At 53.4% G+C, this 23,847-nt stretch carries 15 protein-coding genes; all 15 read left to right on the top strand.

Annotated features, from left to right (window positions below):
* Nucleotides 1-73: 73 nt before the first annotated feature.
* The 15 genes from B0G52_RS15455 to cysI all read left to right on the top strand — a co-directional run bounded on the left by B0G52_RS15455 (nt 74) and on the right by cysI (nt 23,633).
* Nucleotides 74-1,303 (top strand): DNA polymerase IV, encoded by a 1,230-nt coding sequence (locus tag B0G52_RS15455; RefSeq protein ID WP_233162711.1) that lies wholly within the window; start codon nt 74-76, stop codon nt 1,301-1,303.
* Nucleotides 1,304-1,439: 136 nt separating this feature from the next.
* Entirely contained in the window at nt 1,440-1,676 is a 237-nt protein-coding gene (locus B0G52_RS15460; RefSeq protein WP_094045829.1) for a ferredoxin, read from the top strand.
* Nucleotides 1,677-1,859: 183 nt separating this feature from the next.
* Nucleotides 1,860-3,692, top strand: a complete 1,833-nt coding sequence (locus B0G52_RS15465; protein ID WP_094045831.1) for a CHASE2 domain-containing protein — start codon at nt 1,860-1,862, stop codon at nt 3,690-3,692.
* Nucleotides 3,693-3,771: 79 nt separating this feature from the next.
* Nucleotides 3,772-6,843 (top strand): FecR family protein, encoded by a 3,072-nt coding sequence (locus tag B0G52_RS15470; RefSeq protein WP_094045833.1) that lies wholly within the window; start codon nt 3,772-3,774, stop codon nt 6,841-6,843.
* Between the two features lie 42 nt (nt 6,844-6,885).
* The gene (locus B0G52_RS15475) at nt 6,886-8,469 is read left to right on the top strand and encodes a stalk domain-containing protein (RefSeq protein WP_143762571.1); all 1,584 of its coding nucleotides are present in this window, start codon (nt 6,886-6,888) and stop codon (nt 8,467-8,469) included.
* 383 nt (nt 8,470-8,852) lie between these two features.
* The gene (locus B0G52_RS15480) at nt 8,853-10,379 is read left to right on the top strand and encodes an extracellular solute-binding protein (protein WP_094045837.1); all 1,527 of its coding nucleotides are present in this window, start codon (nt 8,853-8,855) and stop codon (nt 10,377-10,379) included.
* A 57-nt stretch (nt 10,380-10,436) separates the two neighbouring features.
* A complete protein-coding gene (locus tag B0G52_RS15485) occupies nt 10,437-12,248 on the top strand; it encodes a cache domain-containing sensor histidine kinase (RefSeq protein WP_094045839.1) in 1,812 nt (603 codons plus the stop codon).
* Complete coding sequence (locus tag B0G52_RS15490; RefSeq protein WP_094045841.1) at nt 12,226-13,314, top strand: response regulator transcription factor; 1,089 nt, start codon at nt 12,226-12,228, stop codon at nt 13,312-13,314. The genes B0G52_RS15485 and B0G52_RS15490 overlap by 23 nt, the downstream gene beginning before the upstream one ends.
* A 190-nt stretch (nt 13,315-13,504) precedes the next feature.
* Nucleotides 13,505-14,440, top strand: coding sequence for an ABC transporter permease (locus tag B0G52_RS15495; RefSeq protein ID WP_233162692.1), 936 nt, complete (start codon nt 13,505-13,507; stop codon nt 14,438-14,440).
* Nucleotides 14,441-14,456: 16 nt separating this feature from the next.
* On the top strand, nt 14,457-15,335 hold the full coding sequence (locus tag B0G52_RS15500) for a carbohydrate ABC transporter permease (protein ID WP_094045843.1): 879 nt from the start codon (nt 14,457-14,459) through the stop codon (nt 15,333-15,335).
* A gap of 77 nt (nt 15,336-15,412) precedes the next feature.
* Nucleotides 15,413-16,963, top strand: a complete 1,551-nt coding sequence (locus B0G52_RS15505; RefSeq protein WP_094045845.1) for an extracellular solute-binding protein — start codon at nt 15,413-15,415, stop codon at nt 16,961-16,963.
* Nucleotides 16,964-17,066: 103 nt separating this feature from the next.
* The gene (locus B0G52_RS15510; RefSeq protein ID WP_094045847.1) at nt 17,067-18,320 is read left to right on the top strand and encodes a hypothetical protein; all 1,254 of its coding nucleotides are present in this window, start codon (nt 17,067-17,069) and stop codon (nt 18,318-18,320) included.
* 17 nt (nt 18,321-18,337) lie between these two features.
* Entirely contained in the window at nt 18,338-19,804 is a 1,467-nt protein-coding gene (locus B0G52_RS15515) for a sulfatase (RefSeq protein WP_094045849.1), read from the top strand.
* Nucleotides 19,805-20,038: 234 nt separating this feature from the next.
* On the top strand, nt 20,039-21,883 hold the full coding sequence (locus B0G52_RS15520; RefSeq protein ID WP_094045851.1) for an assimilatory sulfite reductase (NADPH) flavoprotein subunit: 1,845 nt from the start codon (nt 20,039-20,041) through the stop codon (nt 21,881-21,883).
* A gap of 34 nt (nt 21,884-21,917) precedes the next feature.
* Nucleotides 21,918-23,633 carry an assimilatory sulfite reductase (NADPH) hemoprotein subunit gene (gene cysI, locus B0G52_RS15525; RefSeq protein ID WP_094045853.1) on the top strand — a complete coding sequence of 572 codons (1,716 nt, stop codon included), beginning with the start codon at nt 21,918-21,920 and terminating at the stop codon, nt 23,631-23,633.
* Nucleotides 23,634-23,847 lie beyond the last annotated feature (214 nt).

The raw sequence follows: 23,847 nt of genomic DNA on the forward strand, positions 1-23,847 counted from the left end.
TAATAGGAAGCAATCAGGAGGGATGGATGTGAGCGCAAACGCGGGCAAAGGGCGGATCATTCTGCATATCGACATGAACGCGTTTTACTGCTCTGTTCATGCCGCCGAAGAGCCGAGTCTTTACAGAGGAAAACCGACCGCGGTCGCCGGCAGCGTCGAGCTGCGCAAAGGGATCGTCGTCACCAGTTCCTACGAAGCCCGGGCGCGGGGCGTCCGGACGGGAATGACCGTTCGGCAGGCGCTGAGCGCTTGCCCGGACCTGATGATCATCTCTCCGGACTTCGATCTTTACCGGAAATACAGCCGCGGCTTCATGCGCATCGCGGGCAGCTTTACGCCGCTGGTGGAAGCCGTATCGATCGACGAATGCTTCCTGGACATTACCGGCAGCTCGCAATTCGGATCGCCGATGGAAATTGCCGAGACGATCGCCCGGAGAGTACGGGAAGAGCTTTCCCTCCCTTGCTCTATCGGAATCGCCCCGAACAAGCTGTTGGCCAAGATGGCTTCCGATATGCGCAAGCCCAACGCAATTACGATCTTGCGAAGACGCGATATGCCGTCGCTGCTGTGGGGCAGACCTTGCCAGACTCTGTACGGCATCGGATCGCGCACGGCGGATAAACTGCTGAAGCTTAACATTCGCACGATCGGGGAGCTGGCGGGCGCCGACGAGAAGATGCTGGTCGACCGATTCGGCGTGTACGGCACGTGGATGAAGAACGCCGCCAACGGCGTCGACGAGTCGCCGGTTCAGCCGCTGCACGAAGCGCCCAAGTCGATCGGCCATACGACGACGCTTCCGGCGGATTTGACCGAGCGCGACCAGTACCGCCGAGTGCTGCTTAATCTGGCGGATCAGACGACACGAAGACTCCGGCGCCAGCGGATGGTATGCCAGACCGTGCAGATTACGATCCGGGACCCGGATATGCGTACGATTACGCGCTCGCTCACGCTGCCCGTGCCGACGGAGACGGCGGGCGACGTATATGAGCTGGCCTGCAAGCTGATGGACGCGCATTGGAAGGAAGGCAAGCCGGTAAGGCTGCTCGGGGTTACGCTGCAAAGCTTGTCTCCGAAGAAGGATACGCCGCTTCAGCTCGACCTGTTCACTTACGAGGAGGAGCCCAAGAAGCAGAGGTTGCTGACCGCCATGGACGCGCTCAGGGACAAATTCGGCGAGGGAGCGGTGCTTACCGCCGGAATGCTGGGAGACGATCCGTCGACGCTTATTCGCAATAAGAAGCTGAGGGGGACCTCTCTGCAAAAAGATTTTTTGCGGGAAAGTTCCGACGAATGAGCAAGGCCGGGATAAAGCGGATGTTCAGGCGAGACAATCTGTATTTTCGTTTGATCTTGGCCAGGTTTTGTATTATATTGAACAGTAGTGGGACTACTTTCGTACGCAACACCGATTGAAAATAGGAGGTTATCACATGGCTAAGTTTACCTACGTAGACAAAGACACATGCATCGCTTGCGGCGCATGCGGAGCGACGGCGCCGGACATTTACGATTACGACGATGAAGGCCTTGCCGAGGTGATCTACGCCAACGATGGCAACCACGGAATCACCGCAATTCCGGAAGATCTATACGACGATCTGCAAGACGCATCCGACGGCTGCCCGACGGATTCGATCAAAATCGCGGACTCACCGTTTAATATGTAATAGTTGAAGCGCTCAGAGAGCTCTTGCTTGGGACCACAGACCCAGGCGAGAGCTCTCTTTGTCATGCAATCTATGACTGACGTCATGAAAGTCACTTTTTAGACAAAAAGCAACATAAAGCCTTGTACCTAAGGTATAATAGAGGCAAAATGGTATCTTTTACATAGGCGGGCGGGGTGGAGTTTGAAAGGGAAAATTAAAAGAATAGCGATCGCGCTCAATGTCGTTCTTCTGCTCGGATTATTTCTCATCCATCAATCGGGAGCTTTGCAGAAAATCGATATTTTGCTGTTCGATTACGATATGAAGGCTGCGGCGGACCATCAGCCGGATCCGAGCATCGTGATGGTCGCGATCGACGATGCGTCGCTCGCGGAGCTGGGCAGATTTCCTTGGGATCGGGCGGTATACGCTCCGTTCCTGGCGAATTTGAACCAGGAAGGGAACGAGCCGAAGGCGATCGCGTTCGATATTATATTCGGCGAGGCAAGCGACAATCCGGACGGCGACATGGCGTTCGCGGAGGCGCTGGCGTCCTATTCGAACGTCATTTTACCCGTAACGGGAATTATGGGCGACAATTTCAGCACTTCCGTCGTCAGACGCGACGAATATATTCAGGCGCAAGGAATCGTTAAGCCTTATGAGCTGTTTGCCGAGCTTGTCCAATTGGCCCATATTAACCGCGTAGTGACCAAGGATGGCGTCATTCGCCAAACCTGGCTCAATATCCAAGGGCCCGACGGGGAGATCGTTCCTTCCCTGGCCTGGAAAGCGGCGGAGATGGCAGGGGCGGACCTGAGCGGGTATTCGGATCTTACCGATCCGAAGAAATTTGGAGAACCGGTCGCGAAGAACACGATGACGATCGATTATCATCTGTCGACCGACGATTTTCTCACGGTGTCTTTCATAGACGTGCTGAACGGCGAGCTGCCTCCCGATCTGTTCAAGGATTCCATCGTCATCGTAGGGTTCACGGCGGTCGGACTAACCGGCGACGGAGGACAGGATACGGGCGCATCTCCGATCGAGAAAAACTTCAAGCTCATGTACGCGCACGGGAATATCGTCAACCAACTGCTGAAGGGCTCGGAGGTCTCTTACGTACCGAACTGGGCGGAGCTGACGTTCGCGCTTATTCTGTTTCTTCTATTTATTTATCTGCCATGGAGATTGAAAAATATATATTCTATTCTATTGTTCTTGACCGTATTCGCAGCCGTATTGTACGGGCAGTACGCGCTCTATCAGACAGCCGCGCTGCACGCGAACGTCGTCCTGGGCCTGCTTGCCATGCTGCTCGCTTACTTGGCGAACGTGTCCCTTAAGTCTTATATGGACAGCACGCAAAAAAGCTTCGTCACCCGGCAGTTCGGCCGCTATATTTCTCCGGATCTCGTCAAACAGATCGTGGCCCAGGACATCGAGATCAAGCTGGGCGGAGATTTGAAGCATATTACGATTCTGTTCCTCGATATTCGCGGATTCACGCCGCTGTCCGAGAAGCTGGCGCCTGCCGAACTCGTCGATACGCTGAATACGATGTTCAACATGATTACGGAGACGACGCTGCGCAATTCGGGGACAATCGATAAGTTTATCGGCGATGCCGCGATGATCTTGTTCAACGCGCCCCTCGACGTGGCGGAGCATGAACGCATGGCCGTTCAGACGGCATACGAAATTCAGCAAGGCATGAAGCAAATTCGCGAGCAGATCATGGAGAAATACGAGTGCGAAGTCAACGTCGGAATCGGCATTCATACCGGTAACGTCGTCGTAGGCAATATCGGCTCTTATCTGAGGGTCGACTACACGGCGATCGGCGACAACGTCAACATCGCGGCGCGAATCGAATCGCAGACGAAGAAGGGACAGGTCCACGTCTCCGAGCAAGTCTACGAGCAGACGAAACGCTGGTTCCTGTTCGATGAAGGCGAAGACCGGATGTTTAAGGGCAAGTCTCATCCGATTCGGGTCTATGAACTGCTTGGACTGAAGGACGAGATGTAAAGGCCGCTAACGGCCTTGTACACCATTATAGAATTTGCAACTTAACAAAAACTGAACAAACGGGAGAGGAGCAATTCAAATGAAGAAATTAGTCGCTTATGCGCTTGGCGTGCTGTTGGTGGCATTGCCTTTGCTCGGCGTGTTGGCCCAAGAGGCCTCCGCGGCATCGTCCCGGGTCGCCGTCGTCAAGGAGCTTAAGGGCACGGTAAAAGTAAAGAAGTCCGGGGGCTCGAAAGAATTTACGGCGTTCGCCAAAATGAGCCTGAACGAAGGGGACATTCTGACGGTTGGAGCGGGAGGGTCCGCGGTGCTCCAGTTCGCCAACGGCTCGTCGGAAGACGACCAGATGGCGGTGTCCGCCAATACGACTCTGACTTTCTCCAAGCTTAAGGAAGGCAAAAACACCGTGACGAAAGTCAGCGTGCAGAACGGCTCGGTCTGGTCGACGGTCAAGTCGATCAAGAGCGCGAACGACGAGTTCACGCTGGAAACTCCGACCGCTATCATGGGCGTGCGGGGAACAAATCTGCTGGCCTCCGTTAACCCGGTGACGGGAGACTCCAAATTCATTATCGCTTCGGGCGTTGGTCAGATCGTTCCTACGAACAAGCGGACGAATGCGACGCCTCCCGACGTTCTCGTTTTTCCAGGTCAGCAAATCACGATCGACGATCGGAATCAAACGGACGAATTCCCGGATGAAGTCATTCCGGCAGATCTGTCTTCTTTCTTGAACAACGCTTCTCCGGCGATTATCGCGGCGATTCTCCAATCCAAAAACGCGATCGACCAAGAAAATGAGGAGTTCATCAACAAGAAAAAGAAAGAGCTTGAGGACGGTCAGACGGACTCTTCTCTCGAATTGAACACGGTCGATGACTTGAACCGTATTACCCAAAATTTGAACAATCTTGTCGCCAACATACTGCAAGAAGTTTTGAAATCCCAAATAATTGCTCAAGCCGAGCTGCAAAAACTGATCGACGAAGCGAATCCGACGCTTAAAAACAAAATTGATCTCGCCAACACGCCTCCGCCAGCCTTGACGGAGCTCGAAAAGCGCAAGCAGGAGCTTCTTAAGCAGAAAGAGGAAGCCCGTCTGGAAGCGGCCAAGAAGCAGAAGGAAGCCGATTTGCTGCGCCAGCTCGACGAAATCATGAAAAGGGTGGCCGAAGAAAAGAAGAAGCAGGAAGAAGCCAATCGGAAGGCCCTCGAAGAGAAGAAGAACAAAGCGAAGGAAGAGTACGTGAATAAGCTGGCCGAAGCGGAGAAAAAACGCTTCGAGGAAGAAAGCAAGAAGCGTGAGCAAGAGTTGAAAGATCGGACGACAATGCCGAGCGTTGCCCCGTCCCCGACAACTGGCGGAGGTGGCGGTGGAAGCAGCGGGGGAGGCGGCGGAAATCAGACTCCGACACCAACGCCAACGCCTACTCCGACTCCAGTGCCGGCGGCTAAGCCGGAGGAACTCACGGGATGGAAAACGACGACAGACAGTAATCAGGAACTGACATGGAAGATGACGGATTCTTCGACGTTTATTACTCATACGGTTCAAGCGGCTGCTTCCGTATCGCTTCAGATCCAATTTGATTCGAACGTATCGGAAGTACGGATAGACGATCTAGGTCAGTCGCAATCGCCGTTCGAGACGATCAAGTGGACGGCAAGTGGTCAAACCCAATCGATTCCGTTAAGGGACCATGGGATGAACGCATTTATGTTGACCGTTGTCCATGCTGAAGGAGGTCAACCTTCCGGGGGTTCGTATTCTACCTATTACTTGAAGGTTTTGAACGGAGAGTCCGGCCCGAATTGGGAAGAGGAAAATGATCCGTTGGAACTAAGATACGGAGAGATGCAGCAAGTCGGGTATGAGAGGAACGCTTCGGGTGTTTTTGAAGCGACGGTGCCTTTGACGGCGAGAGAAATTAGTGTGAGTTACGGCAATTATCTCGTCGAAGAGGCCGTCGTGAACGGATCACCGGTCGAGTTCGATGTCGAGTTCCCAAAGGTTCAACTTCATGTCGGTACGAACACAGTGAAGTTTCTTGTAACCGACCAACTCGGCTATTTCACGCATTGGTATACGTTCCATATTGAAGTGGAAGCTTTGCCCGAAGGCGTAGAGGCATGGTCCCTGCTCGTAAACAATCAATCCTATCAGATCCAGTTAACGCCGGATGGTGAATTTTATGCAGTGTTGCCGTCCGTTCAGGCCAACGATGTCGTCCAACTGACCATTCAAATCGGCGACGGCTATGGGGGCACCCTGGATCCGTACGCGGTCGAAGTGCAGGAGACAGAACTGAATCCGGGAACGAACACCGTTAATCTAGAAGTTTATGGTGATGATTATTACAGATACGACATTAGAATCACCGATGAGTTCGAGATGAGTACTTGGGTTCAGTTGACTCTGAAAGTCGGCGAAGTTCTTCTTGTGAACGATCAGCTCAACTCAGGGGGAATTGATTTTAATTACTATTCGAACGAACAATATAAAACCCATTCTCTGATTTACACCGGCGATACGTCTTACATTGCCTCGCTGCCGGTGGATGTGACGAGCGGCTGGTTATCCTTTTATGAATTTTTGGGGAACTTCGATTTGGATTTTGAGTTTGAATATGCCGACTTCCGGATCGAGTGGAACGGTCAGGTTCTGGGTGAAGGACAGGGATCCGAGGTAAATGGCTTGCAGCCGGGGGTAAATCTGCTAAAGCTGTATGTGGATCCGCTGAGAGTGTTCGAGCCCAACACGTCCGCAGTCTTTGATCTGTATTTCTACGTCGGAGAGATTCCTGGCAGTTTGGCTCTCCAAGCCATTACTGTGAATGACGAAAACTTCAATCCGATTGAAATGACCCTGGGTGAATTCTTGAGGTATACTGGGCAATTCCACCAGGAGAGTTTGGATGCTCAAATCGTCAACATTGATTTCCAAACTGCTCCGGGTACGAGGCTGATCGAAGACTGGACGAGCACTCAACCCAATGTGATTAGCGTTGTTCAAACCACCGAGAGTGCGGAAAGTTATAAAATCAAATACCAATACAACGGTCAAGGCTCCGTGAGCTTTTCGATTGTTCTGGAAGATTCCGAAGGCAAGCGTATAAACTATGAAATTATGATTACACCGCCTACTATTTGAGCAATGCCCGACGACCCAACTTTCAATTAAAGGAGAACTACCGTGACTAAAAATACAACCAGACGGTACACGATGGCTACGGCAGTCCTGCTGACTGCGGGAATGGCTTTTGCTTCGTTCGCCGGAGCCGCGGCCCCAGGCTGGACCAAGTCCGCCAAGCTGTACGAAGTGAGAACGTGGGTGGGACAAGCGGGAGTCGGACATGGCGATGGAGCGCTCAATGAAGCGACGTTCTACCATCCGAAGTCGGCGGTTGCGCTTGCGAACGGGAAATTGCTTGTAGCGGATTCCTCCAACCATCGGCTGAGAACGCTGGATGCGGACAAGTCGGCTCTCTATGCGGGCTACTGGCTCGGCGAAGACGAGGCGGGCAATCCGATCGGCGGCTTAAACGACGACTCGGCCGAGCGCGCAGCCTTCGATTCTCCTTCAGGGCTTGCCGTCGATGCGAAAGGCAACGTCTACGTAGCGGACAGCGGCAATCACGCGATCCGCAAGATCGCGCCTGACGGAACGGTAACGACGCTGGCTGGCAGCGGCTTAATCGGTTCCGCTGACGGCAAGGGAACGAACGCACAGTTTCATGCCCCGTCCGACGTCGCCGTAGACAGCAAAGGCAACGTCTATGTGGCGGATACGCTGAACCACTTGATTCGCAAAATCGCGCCGAACGGCACGGTAACGACGCTGAACGCGCCTTCGACCCGAGTGATCGAATACGTGCAAGGAGCGGTCGAAGACGCCGGGGATTTCCTGGACGGACCGATCGCGTCCGCCAAGTTCAATGAACCGAGCGGGCTTGCGGTCGATGCGAAAGACAATCTGTACGTGAGCGATCGCGGCAACCAGCGGATCAGATACGTCGATTTGGCTTCGGGCCAGGTGTCCACCGTTGCCGGCGGAGGAAGCTACGACGGATCGAACGCTTACTTCGTTCAAGGCGATTACGCCGATGGAGCGGCGGCTGAGTCACGCTTCAATTCGCCTGAAGGACTCGCTGTAACCGAAGACGGAGCGATCGTCATCGCGGACAGCTTGAACCACGCCGTCCGGCTGCTGCAAGACGGCCGAGTCACGACGATCGCAGGCGTTCCGACCGAGCCCGGCTCTACCAACGGCGTGACCGCGTTCGCGCAGTTCAATCGTCCGACGGACGTCGTCGCGCTTGCCGACGGCAGGCTCGCGATCGTGGACGAGCACGGGAACAAAGTGCGCATCCTTCAGAAATACGCCGCTCCGGCGAAGCTGCCCGCGAATCAAGGGATAGCGGTGCTGCTCGACGGAAAGCTGGTGCCGACCGAAGTGCCGGCGCAGCTGAAGTCCGGCGCCGTGCTGCTGCCGGTTCGCGACGTGGGCAAGGCGCTCGGCTACCAAGTCGGCTACGACAAGAAGACGGGAGAGGCGCTTCTCACCAAGGACGGAACCGTCTACGCGATCGCGGAAGGCAAGGATACCGTCAAGAAAACCGTTTCGGGTACAAGCGCGGCGTTGAAGCTGAACGCGAAGACGGTTTCGATTAACGGCAGAATGTTTATTCCCGTTCGATTCTTCGCCGACGAGAGCGGACTCGACATTCAATGGGACGCCGCGGCGAAAACCGTCGTTATCCGGAGCAAGCAATTCTAACAGCAAACGATAACAGGCCGAGCTGCTCCAGTAGAGCGCTCGGCCTGATTTTTTTCTATCGGGCATCCCGATTCCGTACTTGGCTTTGGATCGACAGGCAGCAGGACGCTAAAGTTCGGAAGCCGAGTTGTCGGCTATCGGAATGTGAACGGTAACCTTGGTCCCTTCGCCGACGGCGCTTTCAATGCCTTGACATCTCTTTCTTACAATTTCCATAATGGATTTATATTGAACGATTGAGTCGGAACTGCTGTGAGCAGAACGGGAAAATCGCAATATACCGATGCAATTCGTAATATTGATGTATTGTTACGGCAATATTATCGTCATACGCTATTAGAAAGTGCACTCAAGGACGCCTGATTCCATAAGGGGGAACAGCAGTGACCGCATTTTACAGGCTTTTTGTAACCGCTTTCGCGGTGATGCTTGCTTCATGCGCACAGGACGGCGCTACTGGCGATATTCGACCCCCAGACGGTCGAGACGAGCCCAATGCGCCGGCCAAGCTGCGCATTTTTTTATCCGATCACGCGCTTGCTGTTCCTGATAATGTCGACCAGTATATTGACTATATGAATCGCCAGGCGAATGTCGAGCTTCAAATGACGTTCATTCCTCACTCGCAATATTTGAATCAAATTCAATTAAAGTTCGCCGGCGGAGACTTTCCGGATGTGTACCAGTCATGGTCCGCGCCGAGCCAGGAGCTGATCAACGGAGACAAGGTTCATGTTCTGAATGGGTTGATTGAGCGGTACGGGCCTAATCTGAAAAAGAACATCACGGAAGCGGCTTGGGATTCCGTTACGGTGAAGGGGCAAATATTCGCCATACCTCAGCCGTCTGAGACGCTGCAGGGCTCCGTGCTCTATATTCGCAAGGATTGGCTTGACAAGCTTGGACTTTCCGCTCCGACGAGCTCGGATGAATTGCTCGATGTAATGCGGGCTTTCCGGGACAGGGATCCGAACGGCAACGGGTTGAAGGATGAAATACCGTTTACGATGCGCGAGAAGCTGGAATGGGGCGAAAATATTTTTGGCATGTGGGGCGTCGGCTCCAAGTTTACGGAAACCTATGAGAATGGAGAACTGTTGCTCGGAAGCGTTCATCCCCGTTATCTCGACGGATTGCGTTATATGAACCGCATGTACATGGAAGGCTTGCTTGACAATGAGTTTCTTATGAATACGATGTCGGTCTGGGATCAGAAGATCAAGTCCGGCAGAGTCGGAATTTGGGCGCATGCGCCGCGTGCTGCCGGCACCTGGCAGCAGGCGCTTGAACAGTCAGTCCCTGAGCAGGAGCCTGAGGTCATTGCGATCAAAACGCCGCGAGGAGTCGGATATGCCGGTCCGATCGGCACAAGATGGAGTCCAACCGCGAAGACGTTTATATTGATGAAAACGGAGGCGGATCCGGCAAAGACCATTCAATACTTCGACTGGCTGTTCAGCGAGGAAGGGAGATTTTTTGCGGAGAACGGAGTGGAGGGCGTCACATACCGTCGTGAGGACGGTCGGCTGCAATACGACGTTTCCAGAAATGCCGATATCGAATTTATCCAGAGGAACTTTGCCGCCCATGGCATGGATGAGCAGTTGGGGAGCGGAACAATGACCGATGACAGGATAAGGGAAAAGCTGAGCATTGCTTTCGCTGTTGCCAATTCGCAAGGCTTTGTGAACGAGACGGTCGGAATGCCTAATATTGATAACGATTATGGCCTTCATTCCGAATTCATCGAGCATGCGGCTCTTGTTATGATCGGAGAGCGCACAACAGAAGATTACGAACGTTTTGTGGAGGAATGGAAACGGAATGGCGGGCAGTCGTTTATAGACGAAAGGACGGCGTGGTACAAGGAAAATCGCCTGGTATCAGGCGGGCAGGAACAATCGCCGTAGCAGGGCTGTCCGACGGTTAACTGCGCAGCTCCAATTATTTCATGCGGGGGGAGTGCAATGTTCCGGGCGATCTCTTCGTCAATCAAGTGGAAGTTTGTCAGCTTGATGATAGTCGTTATTTTGCTGACCGTCTCCGTTATCGGCATATTCAGCTATCGGGACACTTCACGAACGCTGCAGCGCGATATCGAGCATTTCAGCGAGCAAATATTGAAGCAGGCGAGCTTTAACCTGAGCCGCTACTATCAATCCTACGAGCAAGGCTTTCTGCTGCTGGGCTCCAGCGCGGAAGTCCGGGACTGGATGAGCAAGTCGTCCGATGATACATCGGGCAAAGCGTTTACGTATTATAAAATCACAGACAATTATATTTTGCCCTTGATGTCACGGCATAACGAAATTTTGTCGATTTCGCTCTTGTCCGATAAGGGCAACGAAATTCATGTGGAGAACGGCTATTATTTTTTGAATAAGGATTATTCCTTGTCCGAGGAGCATTGGCTGGAGACGGTGCGCGCAACGGACAAGCTCTATGTGGAGGTCGGACTAAGCGAGCATTACAAATCAAGGGACAACAAAGCGCATCCCATCATGGTCATGAGCATGGCCAAGCAGCTTGGCAGAATCAATAACGGCTTGATTAAGATGGATATTGCGCTTGAGCCTGTTCAAAACATATTGCGCGAAATAAATCTGGGCGAGAATGGAAACAGCATGGTTATTAATGAGTCTAACGAAATCATCGTGCATCCTGACGATTCAAGAGTCGGCAGCCGGTTGCCCGAGGAAGTGGGAGCGAGGATTGCGAACAAGGAAAAGGGCTGGTTTTTTCTGGAGGAAACGAGAGAGATGGTCATTTTCGGCAATATAGACAGCACCGCCTGGAAGACGATAGCCATCATTCCGTTCGACGATATGAACAAAAGCATTATCAGGGTTCGAAACGTTACAATCGCAACAGCGCTCATTGCGCTGATTATGTCTTCGCTGCTCGTTGTCTGGCTGACTTCATCGGTGACGAATCGATTGACTAACTTGCGCCGGATAATCAAGCGGACCAAGCTCGGCAATATTGGAATGAGGGCGCCTGTCGGCGGCAACGACGAGGTAGCCGATCTTGGCGTTGCCTATAATCAGATGCTCGACAGGCTGGACGAGACGATTCATGCTCTGGCCGTTTCGAAATCGAAACAGCAGCAGGCAACGATGACTGCGCTGCAATCGCAAATTAATTCACATTTTTTGTACAACACGCTGGAATCGATCAACTCGATGGCTAACTTGGTCAATCATCGGGAAATTGAGAGAGCGGCCATTAATTTGTCCAAGATGCTGCGGTATACGTCCAATTACGAAAATTCGCTTGTACAGCTTCAAAAAGAGTTTGATCACACCAATCATTATCTGGAGATTTGCCGGCTGCGTTTCAGCGATCGCATCGCGCATGAGTTCCGGGTCGCGGAGGAGTGCAGGGAACTTCTTTGTCTGAAGGCGATTCTGCAGCCGATTGTGGAGAACAGCCTGAAGCACGGCATCGAGAAGACGGGGCAGGCCATTCGCATTGTCATTAGCGCCGAGATGGAGCAAGAGCATGTTGTCATCAAGGTCAGCGACAATGGACCGGGTTATTCGCAGGAAGCGTTGCAGCAACTGCGAGAGAGGCTGGCGATTCAGGATGCGGGGGAGGCGTACAGGGAACTGTCTCGCGTAGGATTGCTCAATGTGCAGTATCGCATCCGGATGTTCGATCAGCACAAGGATTCCGGACTGCACGTGTACAATGAACCGAATGGAGCCGTAACCGAGCTTCGATTCCTGAGACGACAAAAAAGGCGGGTGAATCCACATGCAACGAGTTCTCGTCGTTGATGACGAGCATCTGATCCGTTCGAGTCTGTGCAAGAAAATAACGGAGCTCGGTCCTCAGTTTATCGTATCCGGAACTGCAGAGAACGGGAAAGAGGCGCTTGAATGGCTGGAGACTTATTATGCGGATATTTGCGTGACGGACGTCAGTATGCCGCTTATGAACGGCCTTGATCTGATTGAACTCGTCAAGCGGAGGTTCCCCTGGATGCACTGCGTCATCGTCTCCAGCTACGACGATTTTAATTATGTCCGTCAAGCGCTGCAGCATGGCGCGATCGACTATATATTGAAGCCGATTGAGCAGGAAACGCTCGCGGAAGCGATGCTGAAGGCGGCTGACAGGCTGCGGCGCGAACGGGAGGATCGCGCTCGGAAGCTTCTTCTGCAGCATCTGCCTCATCACCGCAAGCTATTGGAGCATTGGGTGACGCGGATGAAGCTCGGAGAGCTGTCCAATTTGCCCTTGCTGGTTGTAGAGACGCTGGAAACGCTGGAGATGTGGACGGAAGAGTGTCTTGATTTGTTGATGAGTCTCAGCTTTGGCTGGCTGGAGATCGTCGCGGAGGAGCTTAGCCGCGATCGAATCGAAGTGCAACTGGAGGAAGGAGAGGATATAGGGCTCGGCGACGCGTTGATTGCAAAGGGAAAGCTCCGCTTCTACTTCAGGCTGTGCGCGGTTCGCAGGCTGGAGGAGGGGGCGGCGGCCGTCTACCGCGCATGCAAGGCAACGCAGGATCAACCGACCCGCAAGGCGCTTGAGGACGCCAAGCAGTATATCCGGGCCAATTACGCTACGAAGCTGAGCCTGCAGGAAATCGCCGAGCAAGCGACAATGAGCCGCAGTTACTTTGCCAATGTATTTAAGCAGGAAACCGGCATGACGGTATGGAATTACATTACTTCGGTGCGGATGGACGAGGCGAGAAAGCTGCTGATGCAATCCCCGATGAAAATGTATGAGATCGCCAAGGAAGTCGGATACGAGAACAGCGTATATTTTACTCAAACATTTAAGGAATATTATGGGTTAACTCCGGCGGAATACAAAAAACGGATGGAGGCTTGAGGGTTTGATCCAGTGGCGAATAATTCATTGCGCAAGCTCCAGCCTCCCCAGGCTGGAGCTTTTCTCGTTTCCGGATCATTGGAGAATAGTGATATAGCAATAGAAGTCGAAATATGGCCTTATTGTTGCTTGGTATTGAGTGATTTTATACTTGAATCAACAACAATTTTGCCAGCGAAGGAGAGCAGATATGGAACAAATCGATAAGAAACACTCACCAGGATTTCCTTTGCTCAAGTCAGTGCTCAAGCATCGAATTCTGTATGCGATGCTGATTCCGGGCATCGTCTATTTGTTCATTTTCAAATACATTCCGTTATTTGGAAGCGTTATCGCTTTTAAAGATTACAACATATACAAGGGAATTTGGGCGAGCGACTGGGTCGGCTTCAAATACTTCTATCAGTTTTTTAATTACCCGCAGTTTACAAGACTTCTCTGGAATACGCTGGCCATCAGCTTCTATCAGACGATCTTCGCGTTTCCAGCTCCGATTATTTTGGCTCTGCTGCTGAACGAATTGCGGAATGCAGCTTTTAAGAGAAGCGTGCAAACGATTCTCTATTTGCCGCATTTCCTGTCCTGGGTCATCATCGGCGGTCTCGGTTATATGCTGATGTCGCCGCAGGTCGGCCTGATTAACCAATGGATTGCCGCCTTCGGATTTGAGAAGATCCACTTTTTGCAGGAGCCCGGGTACTTCCGCTCGATCATTATTACTTCCGGCATCTGGAAGGAGATGGGGTGGAACGCGATCATATTCCTTGCCGCATTGGCAGGAATCAGTCCATCGCTGTACGAGGCGGCGAAGATCGACGGGGCCGGACGCTGGAAGCAGTTTTTGCATATTACAATGCCGGGCATTCTGCCAGCGGTCATGCTGCTCTTGCTGCTCAAGATCGGACATACGCTGGATCTTGGTTTTGAGCAAATATATATCTTCCTTAATCCGATTACCTATGCCACCGGCGATGTGCTTGACACTTATTCGTACCGCGAGGGCATTATTCAAGGCAAATACAGTATGACAACAGCGATAGGATTGTTTAAGGCCGTTGTAGGCTTCCTCCTGCTGCTTATGGCAAATCGGGCAAGTAAATCGTTGACAGGACAAGGAATTTTCTAGAAAGGGGCTGGAAGCAATGCAGATTCGCAGATCACTCGGCGAAAAAATATTCGATGCCGCCAACGTCATTATTCTGGCTCTCGCTTGCGTCACGGTAATCATCCCGATCCTGCATGTCATTGCCAGCTCGCTCAGTTCGACCAATGCGCTTATTCATGCGAAGGTCAGTATTTGGCCGGTTGATTTTAATTGGAGCAATTATGAGGCCGTTATGAAGAACAAAACGTTCTGGAGGTCGTTCAGCATTTCGATTTTCGTTGTCGTTGTCGGCACGCTGATCAACATGCTGATGACGATATTTACCGCCTATCCATTGTCCAAAAGCTATCTTCGCGGTAAAAACGCGATTTTGATCTATATCGTATTTACAATGATATTCTATCCGCCGATGATTCCGGTTTATCTCGTCGTCAAGGATATCGGCCTGATTAATACGGTATGGGCGATGATTATTCCTGTGGCGCTGTCGCAGTTCAACCTGCTGATCTGTCTTACCTTCTTCCGGTCTTTGCCGGAGGAACTGTTCGAGGCGGCGCGGGTTGACGGTATGGGCGAGATGAGAATGGTGATGCAAATTGCCGTGCCCCTGTCCAAGCCGATTATGATGACGCTGGGACTATTCTACGCGGTGTTTCATTGGAACAGCTATGCAACGGCGCTTCTGTATATTACCAAAACCCATCTTAAGCCCTTGCAACTGTATTTGTACAATCTCGTAGCCAAGTCGGATATGAACGATATGCTGGCCATTGCCGCGGAATCGACGACGCAGCTGAATCCGCAGGGGCTGCAGATGGCGACGATCATGGTGGCGACGGTTCCGATTGTCATCATCTATCCGTTCATTCAGAAACATTTCATCAAAGGAGCCTTGATCGGCTCAGTCAAGGAGTAGTCCGATTTGCTGGCAGCGATGTTTAACGGCAAAGCCGTTGACATAATTAAATCATCATACAGGAGGTCAGCTGAAGGATGAGACAAACAAAGCTTATTGCAATTGTATGTGCAATTCTCGTATTTGCACTTGTAGCGTCAGCCTGCTCAAGCAATGGCAGCAATACGCAAACTCCAACCAATGCGCCGGAGCAGACGAAGGACAACGTGTCAGGACAAGCGACGGATGCGCCGGCAGCACCGGTGAAGATCAAAATGGTGGTGTCCGATCACAGCGTTCAAGCTCCGGGAGCGGACGATCCTCGGATCAAATATTTGGAGGAAAAGACAAATACGGATCTGGACATCGAGTTTTTGGCTCACGGGACTTATCTGGATCAGTTGAAGCTCCAGTTCGCTTCCGGCGAATTCCCGGATGTGTACCAGTCTTGGTCCGGACCTGAACTGGATTTGATCGAGGGCGGCAAAATATTGGCTCTTAACGATTTGATTGATCAATACGGTCCGAATTTGAAAGCGAACATTCCTCAGGCGGCATGGGATGCCGTTACGGTAAAGGGCGAAATTCTTGCCATTCCGCAGCCGGCTTTGACGCAATCCGGTCAAGTGATGTTCATTCGCAAGGATTGGCTGAATAAGCTGAATCTGCAAGTTCCAACGACCTCCGATGAACTGCTTGAAGTTCTTCGCGCTTTCCGCGACGGAGACCCCAACGGCAACGGCGAGCCGGATGAAATTCCGTTCAGCATGCGCGAAAACATTTCGTGGGGCGACAACATTTTCGGCATGTGGGGAGTAGGCACAGCCTGGACCGAATACTATCACAACGATGAAGTCATTCTTGGCAACATCCATCCGAATATTTTGAAACCGCTTGAGTATATTAATGCGCTCTGGAACGAGAAGCTCATCGATTCCGAGTTTCTGACAAATGACCGTGTAAGATGGGAATCCAAAATAAGAGCGGGTTTTGTCGGCGTATGGGGACACGCGCCAGCTCTTGTTACGCAATGGAATACCGATCTGAGAGCTTCCATCGCTGATCAGAATCCGGAGGTCATCGTTATTCCAACCCCGAGGGGCACAGGCTACGACGGTCCGCTGGGCACGCGCTGGAGCCCGATTAACAAAACGTTTATCGTAACTAAGGACGCTGAGAATCCGGAAGCCATCATTCGCTACTTCGATTGGCTCATGAGCGAAGAAGGCCAAATATTCGCAGAACTGGGCATCGAGGGGGACACTTTCTTTACCGCTACCTCGGACGGTCGAATTACATTCGACGCGAAGAAGGCGGAAGGCATCCGCTGGCTGGATACGGTTGTGCGCGTTCACGGCTACAATCCGGAAATGACGCGAATCAAGCTCGGCGACGATGAGATGTTCGCATATCTTGATGAAGCTTATACAATCGCCAATACGGAAGGCTTCGTCAATGAAGCGGTCGGTATGCCGCCCATTGCAGATGAGCGCAATATGACGACGATGTTCCGCGAAGCGGCTGCGAAGGTGCTTATCGGACACGCGCCTCTCAGCGATTACGAGAAGTTTATGGCGGATTGGAGAGCGCAAGGCGGCGACGACTTGATCAAGGAAAGAACCGCTTGGTACAACGAGAACCGCAAATAAGATGCAAGGTTAGAGGGAGGAGTATGAACAGCATGCTCTTCCCTCTTCTTCCAATGATTTGCCGGGCGTCCGGTGACATTTTGACAAACGGGAAGTGGTATTGATGACAACAGGATATTTCACTACGAAATGCGTGGATGGACGCTGGCAGTTGATTGACTCCAACGGCAAACCCGTTTTTTCCCTCGGGATGAACGGTGTATACAATCAAATTATTGATCAATCGGCTTGGCTGCGCGTCGATTTTGTGGATAAGTACGGCGCCGATGCCAACTGGTTGAAGCGCTGGGCCGACGACAAGCTGCGGCAAGTGAAGGGCTGGGGCTTCAATACGTTGGGCGCCTGGCACGAAAAATATTACTGGGGCGACGGCACGCCGAAAACGGTTGAAATTCGTATGTCCCGATTTGCCAAAAAGGCGAATTTCGATTGGGGCATCGGTTTTCCTGACGTGTTTGATAAAAGCTTCAAGGCGTCCGTGTACAAGGCGCTGGCTGAGTGTTTTTATGAAAAGGGAGAGGATCTGCTGCAGGATCGAGGATTGATCGGCTACTATACCGACAATGAATTGCATTGGTGGGGCTCATCGGGCAAATGGGGCGACAACGATCCCGACCTTGGCTACCAGTCCACAGGTCTGGTAGACGATTACTTCGAGCTGGCGCCGCATGCTGCCGGTAAACAGGCATGGGTTCAGTTTATTGCCGACAAGTACGGCTCGATCGAGCGCTTGAACGAGGCATGGGGCAGCGAATATCTGGAATTGGACGATCTTCTTTATATTGCGGTGTACCGGGCAAAGCCGAACGTGCTGGAGGAGGATAAAACCGGATTTTTGCGCCGGATTGCCGAGGTGTACTTCTCGACCACAAATGCGGCCCTGCGTCTGTATGACCCGCATCGCCTCAATTTGGGCTGCCGCATGGTCGGAACGAGCACGCCGCCGGTTGTGTTGGAAGTGATGAAGGAATACGCGGACCTCCTGTCGCTTAATTTCTACAGTTTTGAGCTGCCGGAGAAATGGCTGCAGGCTGTCAGCCAAATGATGAACATGCCGATTATGATAACGGAATTCAGCTTTTGCGCAGGCCGCGAAGCGGGGTATTTGAAAAGCACTAACGGAGCAAGAAACGTATTGGTCCGCGACCAGGCGCGCCGCGCGGAGGCGTACAGCGCATTTGTCAATCGGGCGGCAAGTCTTCCTTATATGGTGGGAGTACATTGGTTCGCCCTGTACGATTATGCCAATCCGGACGGACTGATCGGCAACTACGGCTGTCTCGATATGCACGACGAGCCATGGGAGCAGTTTGTAGCGGCGATAACGCCTGTGAACGCGGCGTTGAACGGCAGGTAATAAAGGAGAGAGGTTTTGTGAGAGCGATTATGGTCATGTTCGATTCCTTGAACCGTCATATGCTGCCTCCATACGGGGGCAGGTCCGTTCACGCGCCGAACTTTGAAAGATTGGCCGAGAGAGCAGTTGTATTCGATCAATGCTGGATCGGGAGCATGCCGTGCATGCCGGCCAGAAGGGAGCTTCATACAGGCAGATACAATTTCCTGCACCGCAGTTGGGGGCCGCTGGAGCCCTATGACGACTCTATGCCGGAATTATTGAAGCAATCTGGAATTTATACGCATTTGACTACGGACCATCAACATTATTTTGAGGATGGCGGGGGTACCTATCATTCCAGATACAATACCTTTTCATTTCAACGCGGGCAGGAAGGCGATGCATGGAAGGGAGAGGCGGCCGATCCGTCGCCTCCGCCGCATATCGGCGGACAGTCTGGCAACAGGCTTATGCGTCAGGACTGGATCAACCGCAAATATATAACGAGCGAGGATCATTTTCCGCAGGCGCTGACGTTCCGCGAAGGGTTGGAATTTATTGCGGTTAACAGGAATGCGGACAACTGGTTCTTGCAGTTGGAAACTTTCGATCCGCATGAGCCGTTTTATGCTCCCGAGCGGTTCAGGGAATTGTACCCGCATGCGTACGACGGTCCGCACTTTGATTGGCCAAGTTATGGACGAGTGAAGGAGACAGCGGAGCAGGTCGAGCATGTACGATATGAATATGCTGCGCTGGTAAGCATGTGCGATTATTATTTGGGCAAGGTGCTTGATGAGATGGACAGGCTGGGGCTATGGGAAGACACGCTTCTGATTGTCAATACGGACCACGGCTACTTGCTTGGCGAGCACGACTGGTGGGCGAAGACGGTGCAGCCATTTTACAATGAGGTTGCGCGGATGCCGTTGTTTGTGTGGGACCCGAGAAGCGGGAAGCGGGGAGAGCGGCGGCAAAGTCTGGTCCAGACGATCGATCTGGCGCCGACGCTGCTCGATTATTTCGGCTTACCGATTCCGGAGGGCATGCAAGGCAGGCCGCTCGGGCCGATTGTTGCAGGCGAGGAGTCGGAGCGCGAAGCGGTGCTGTTCGGTTTGTTCGGCGCGCATGTCAACTGCACGGACGGCAGGTATGTCTATATGAAAGCGCCTGTGAGGCCGGACAACTCGCCGCTTTACAATTACACGCTGATGCCTTGCCATATGCGGAGTATGTTCGGCGTAGAGGAGCTGCGGACGATGGCGCTTGCTCCGCCGTTCAGCTTTACGAAGGGGGTTGCGCTGATGCGGACAGATGCGAGCAGTATGACTGCGGCGCATTCGTTCGGCGATTTGCTGTTCGACTTGCAGAGTGACTCTCAACAGCTCGCGCCGCTGCAGGACACTGATGCGATTGAGCGTATGTCCGGACTGATGCGCAGCTTGATGCGGGAGAGCGACGCTCCCGCCGAGCAATACGAGCGGCTCGGGCTGGAGCCGTAACTGAAGAGCATGGGAAGGCGGCCTTATCTTGTCGCGGCGATCGATCTATTCCCGAACCATCTTCGACTTTCCCCTCTTTGCCTTCACTCCCCTTATTAGCTTATCTGATTAATGCTATAAGATCATTCTAATTGACCCGTCCCGCTGGCTGTGGTAGGTTCAATAAGTAAAATAAATTAAGTTAACATGAATACTAGGAATAACGACTAGCATACGCGCGTGAGGTGGATAACGTTGGTTCTTCAAGTAACGAACAGTCCTTTCGATCAGGAGCAAGCCGACCTGCTCAATCGGTTATTGCCCCGCTTAACGGAATCGCAGCGAATCTGGTTAAGCGGTTATTTATCGGCCTATTCCTCCGGAGCCGCCTTGGCCGCTCCGACGGCTGGCGTCCCGGCGGCTCTGCCTGCGGAGGCCGTTAGCGCGCCTGTCGCTCCGGCCGCACCGAAAGAAGCGACCGTGCTCTTCGGATCGCAGACGGGCAACAGCAGCAAGCTGGCGAAAAAGCTGACGAAGAAGCTGGAAGAGCAAGGCTTGCAGGTTACGCTGGCTTCGATGAACGATTTCAAACCGAATACGCTGAAGAACGTCAGCCAGCTGCTGATCGTGGTCAGCACGCACGGCGAAGGGGAACCGCCCGACAGCGCGCTCGCCTTCCACGAGTTCCTGCACAGCAAGAGGGCGCCGAAGCTGGAGTCGCTCGGGTTCTCCGTGCTGGCGCTGGGCGACACGTCTTACGAGTTTTTCTGCCAGACGGGCAAAGATTTCGACAAGCGGCTGGAAGAGCTCGGCGGCAAGCGTCTTGTAGATCGCGTCGATTGCGACGTGGACTACGACGAGGCGGCCGAGCAGTGGATTGGGCAGGTCGTATCCGCGCTTAGCGCGCCTGCTGCGGCTCCGGTTGGCGCCGCAGCTCCATCTGCGACAGCTTCCGGTATCGCGGTCGAATCCGAATATACGAGATCGAACCCGTTCCAAGCGGAAGTTCTCGAGAATTTGAACTTGAACGGACGCGGCTCCGATCGGGAGACGAGACATTTGGAGATTTCCCTGGAAGGCTCCAATCTGCAGTATGAACCGGGCGACAGCCTGGGCATCTATCCGGAGAACGATCCGGAACTGGTCGCCGAGCTGATCGAAGCGATGGGCTGGTCTGCCGGAGAGCAAGTCGCGGTAGGCAAAAACGGAGACAAGCTCCCGCTGGGCGAAGCGCTGCGGAAGCATTACGAGATTACGGTGCTGACGAAGCCTCTGTTGGAGCAGATCGCCAAGCTGGCGCCGAGCAGCGGAGTGGGCGAGCTGCTGCAAGCAGGCAAGGAGCAGGAGCTTCGCGCCTATATCGCCGACCGGGATTTGCTCGACTTGGCGACGGATTACCCGCTCAAAGGCGTACCGGCCAGCGAGTTCACGACGGTCCTCCGCAAGCTGCCGGCCCGCTTGTATTCCATTGCAAGCAGCCCCAGCGCTTATCCGGGAGAAGTTCACGTGACGGTTCGCTCGGTGCGTTACGAAGCCCGCGGCCGCGCCCGCAAAGGCGTCTGCTCGGTGCATCTGGCCGAGAGAGTCGCGGCTGGCGATCCGATTCCCGTTTTCGTTCAGCAGAACGACAACTTTAAGCTTCCGCACAATCCCGAGGCGCCGATCATCATGATCGGACCGGGCACCGGCGTCGCTCCGTTCCGGGCGTTCCTGGGAGAGCGAGAAGAGACCGGAGCGACGGGTAAATCGTGGCTCTTCTATGGAGACCAGCATTTCGCCACCGACTTCCTGTACCAGGTCGAATGGCAGCGCTGGCTGAAAGACGGCGTGCTGACGCGCATGGACGTCGCTTTTTCCCGAGATACGGACCAGAAGGTGTACGTGCAGCACAGAATGCGGGAGAACGCCAAGGAACTCTACCAGTGGCTGCAGGACGGCGCGTACGTCTATGTGTGCGGGGACGAGAAAAAGATGGCGCACGACGTTCACCGGGCGTTGTTGGACATACTCGTACAAGAAGGCGGCATGACGCCGGAAGCGGCGGGCGAGTACATGGCTCAGTTGCAGCAGCAGAAACGTTATCAGAGGGACGTCTATTAATTCGGTCCCGACGATCGCGAGAGGAGAATACAGAATGTCGGAAAATAACTTGATGAACCCGAACAGCGCTCCGCACAGCGATGTTGAAGATATTAAAATTCGCAGTAACTATTTGCGCGGCGTGTTGGAGGAGGCGTTGGCGGATCGGATTACGGGTTCCATCCCGGAGGACGAGAACCGGCTGATGAAGTTCCACGGCAGCTACATGCAGGACGACCGCGATTTGCGCAACGAGAGGGCGAAGCAGAAGCTGGAACCGGCTTACCAGTTCATGCTCCGGATTCGCGCTCCCGGAGGCGTCGTGACGCCGGAGCAATGGCTCATGATGGACCGGATCGCGCAGCAATACGCGAACGGCTCGATCCGGTTGACGACCCGTCAATCGGTGCAGCTGCACGGCATTATCAAATGGAATATGAAGAAGACGATCCAGGAAATCAACGCTTCGCTGCTGACGACGCTGGCGGCTTGCGGCGACGTGAACCGGAACGTAATGGCGACGCCGAATCCGTATCAATCGGAAGTTCACTCCGAAGTGTACGAATGGTCTTCGCGCATTAGCCGCCATCTGGAGCCTCAGACGAACGCCTACCACGAAATCTGGCTGGACGGGGAGAAGGTCGTCGACACGAATGCGGACCAGGAGCCGATCTACGGCCCGGTATACTTGCCGCGGAAGTTCAAGATCGGGCTGGCCGTTCCTCCGACGAACGACGTTGACGTGTTTTCCCAGGACCTGGGCTTTATCGCCATCATCGAGAACGGCAAGCTGCAAGGCTTCAACGTAACGGTCGGCGGCGGCATGGGCATGACGCACGGAGATACGAAGACGTATCCGCAAGTGGCGCGCGTCATCGGCTTCTGCAAGCCGGAACAAGTCGTCGACGTCGCGGAGAAGACGGTGACGATCCAACGCGATTACGGAGATCGCGCCGTGCGCAAGCACGCGAGATTCAAGTACACGATCGACGACCGCGGCCTCGACTGGTTCAAGGACGAGCTGACCAAGCGGCTTGGCTGGAAGCTCGAAGAAGCGCGCGAGTACCATTTCGACCACAACGGCGACCGCAACGGCTGGGTGAAGGGCATTAACGGCAAGTGGCACTTTACGCTGTTCATCCAGAACGGACGAATCAAAGACGAAGAAGGCTATCCGCTGATGACGGGGCTGCGGGAGATCGCCCAGGTGCATACCGGAGATTTCCGGCTTACGCCGAACCAGAGCCTGATCATCGGCAACGTCAGCACGCAGAAGAAGAAAAAGATCGAGGCGCTGATCCAGACGTATGGACTTACGGACGGCAAGCATTATTCCGCGCTGCGAAGAAATTCGATGGCCTGCGTGGCCTTGCCGACGTGCGGGCTGGCGATGGCCGAGTCCGAGCGCTACTTGCCGGACCTGATGGAGAAAATCGAGCCTATGCTGGAGAGCAACGGATTGCGCGACGACGATATCGTCATCCGCATGACCGGCTGCCCGAACGGCTGCGCCCGTCCCGCGCTCGCGGAGATCGCGTTCATCGGGAAAGCTCCCGGCAAGTACAACATGTACTTGGGCGGAGGCTTCGCCGGTCAGCGTCTGAACAAGCTGTACAAGGAAAATATCGGGGAGAAGGAAATACTGGACTCCCTGTCGCCGATCATTGAGCAGTACGCCAAAGAGCGCAATGAGGGCGAACATTTCGGAGATTTCGTCATCCGGGCGGGGCATGTCAAGGAAGTGCTGTCCGGCCAGGATTTCCACTCTTAATTCGAACGGGGTTGTCCCATAAGTAAGAAGAGACGTACCGAACAATTATCGATGAATAGATGTTTATGGGTATCTATCTCCTTCCGATGCTATACGATCCTGAAATTTTGAACTGGTAAACCCGTGGCAGGGTCATTTCAGGACCGTATGAGGCAGTCTCCAGGAGATAGATACCCACTTTTTTTCAACGATAATTTTGTACGTCTCTACTTAT

It is taken from the genome of Cohnella sp. SGD-V74 (assembly GCF_003001675.1).
In the GTDB taxonomy this organism is placed as follows: domain Bacteria; phylum Bacillota; class Bacilli; order Paenibacillales; family Paenibacillaceae; genus Cohnella.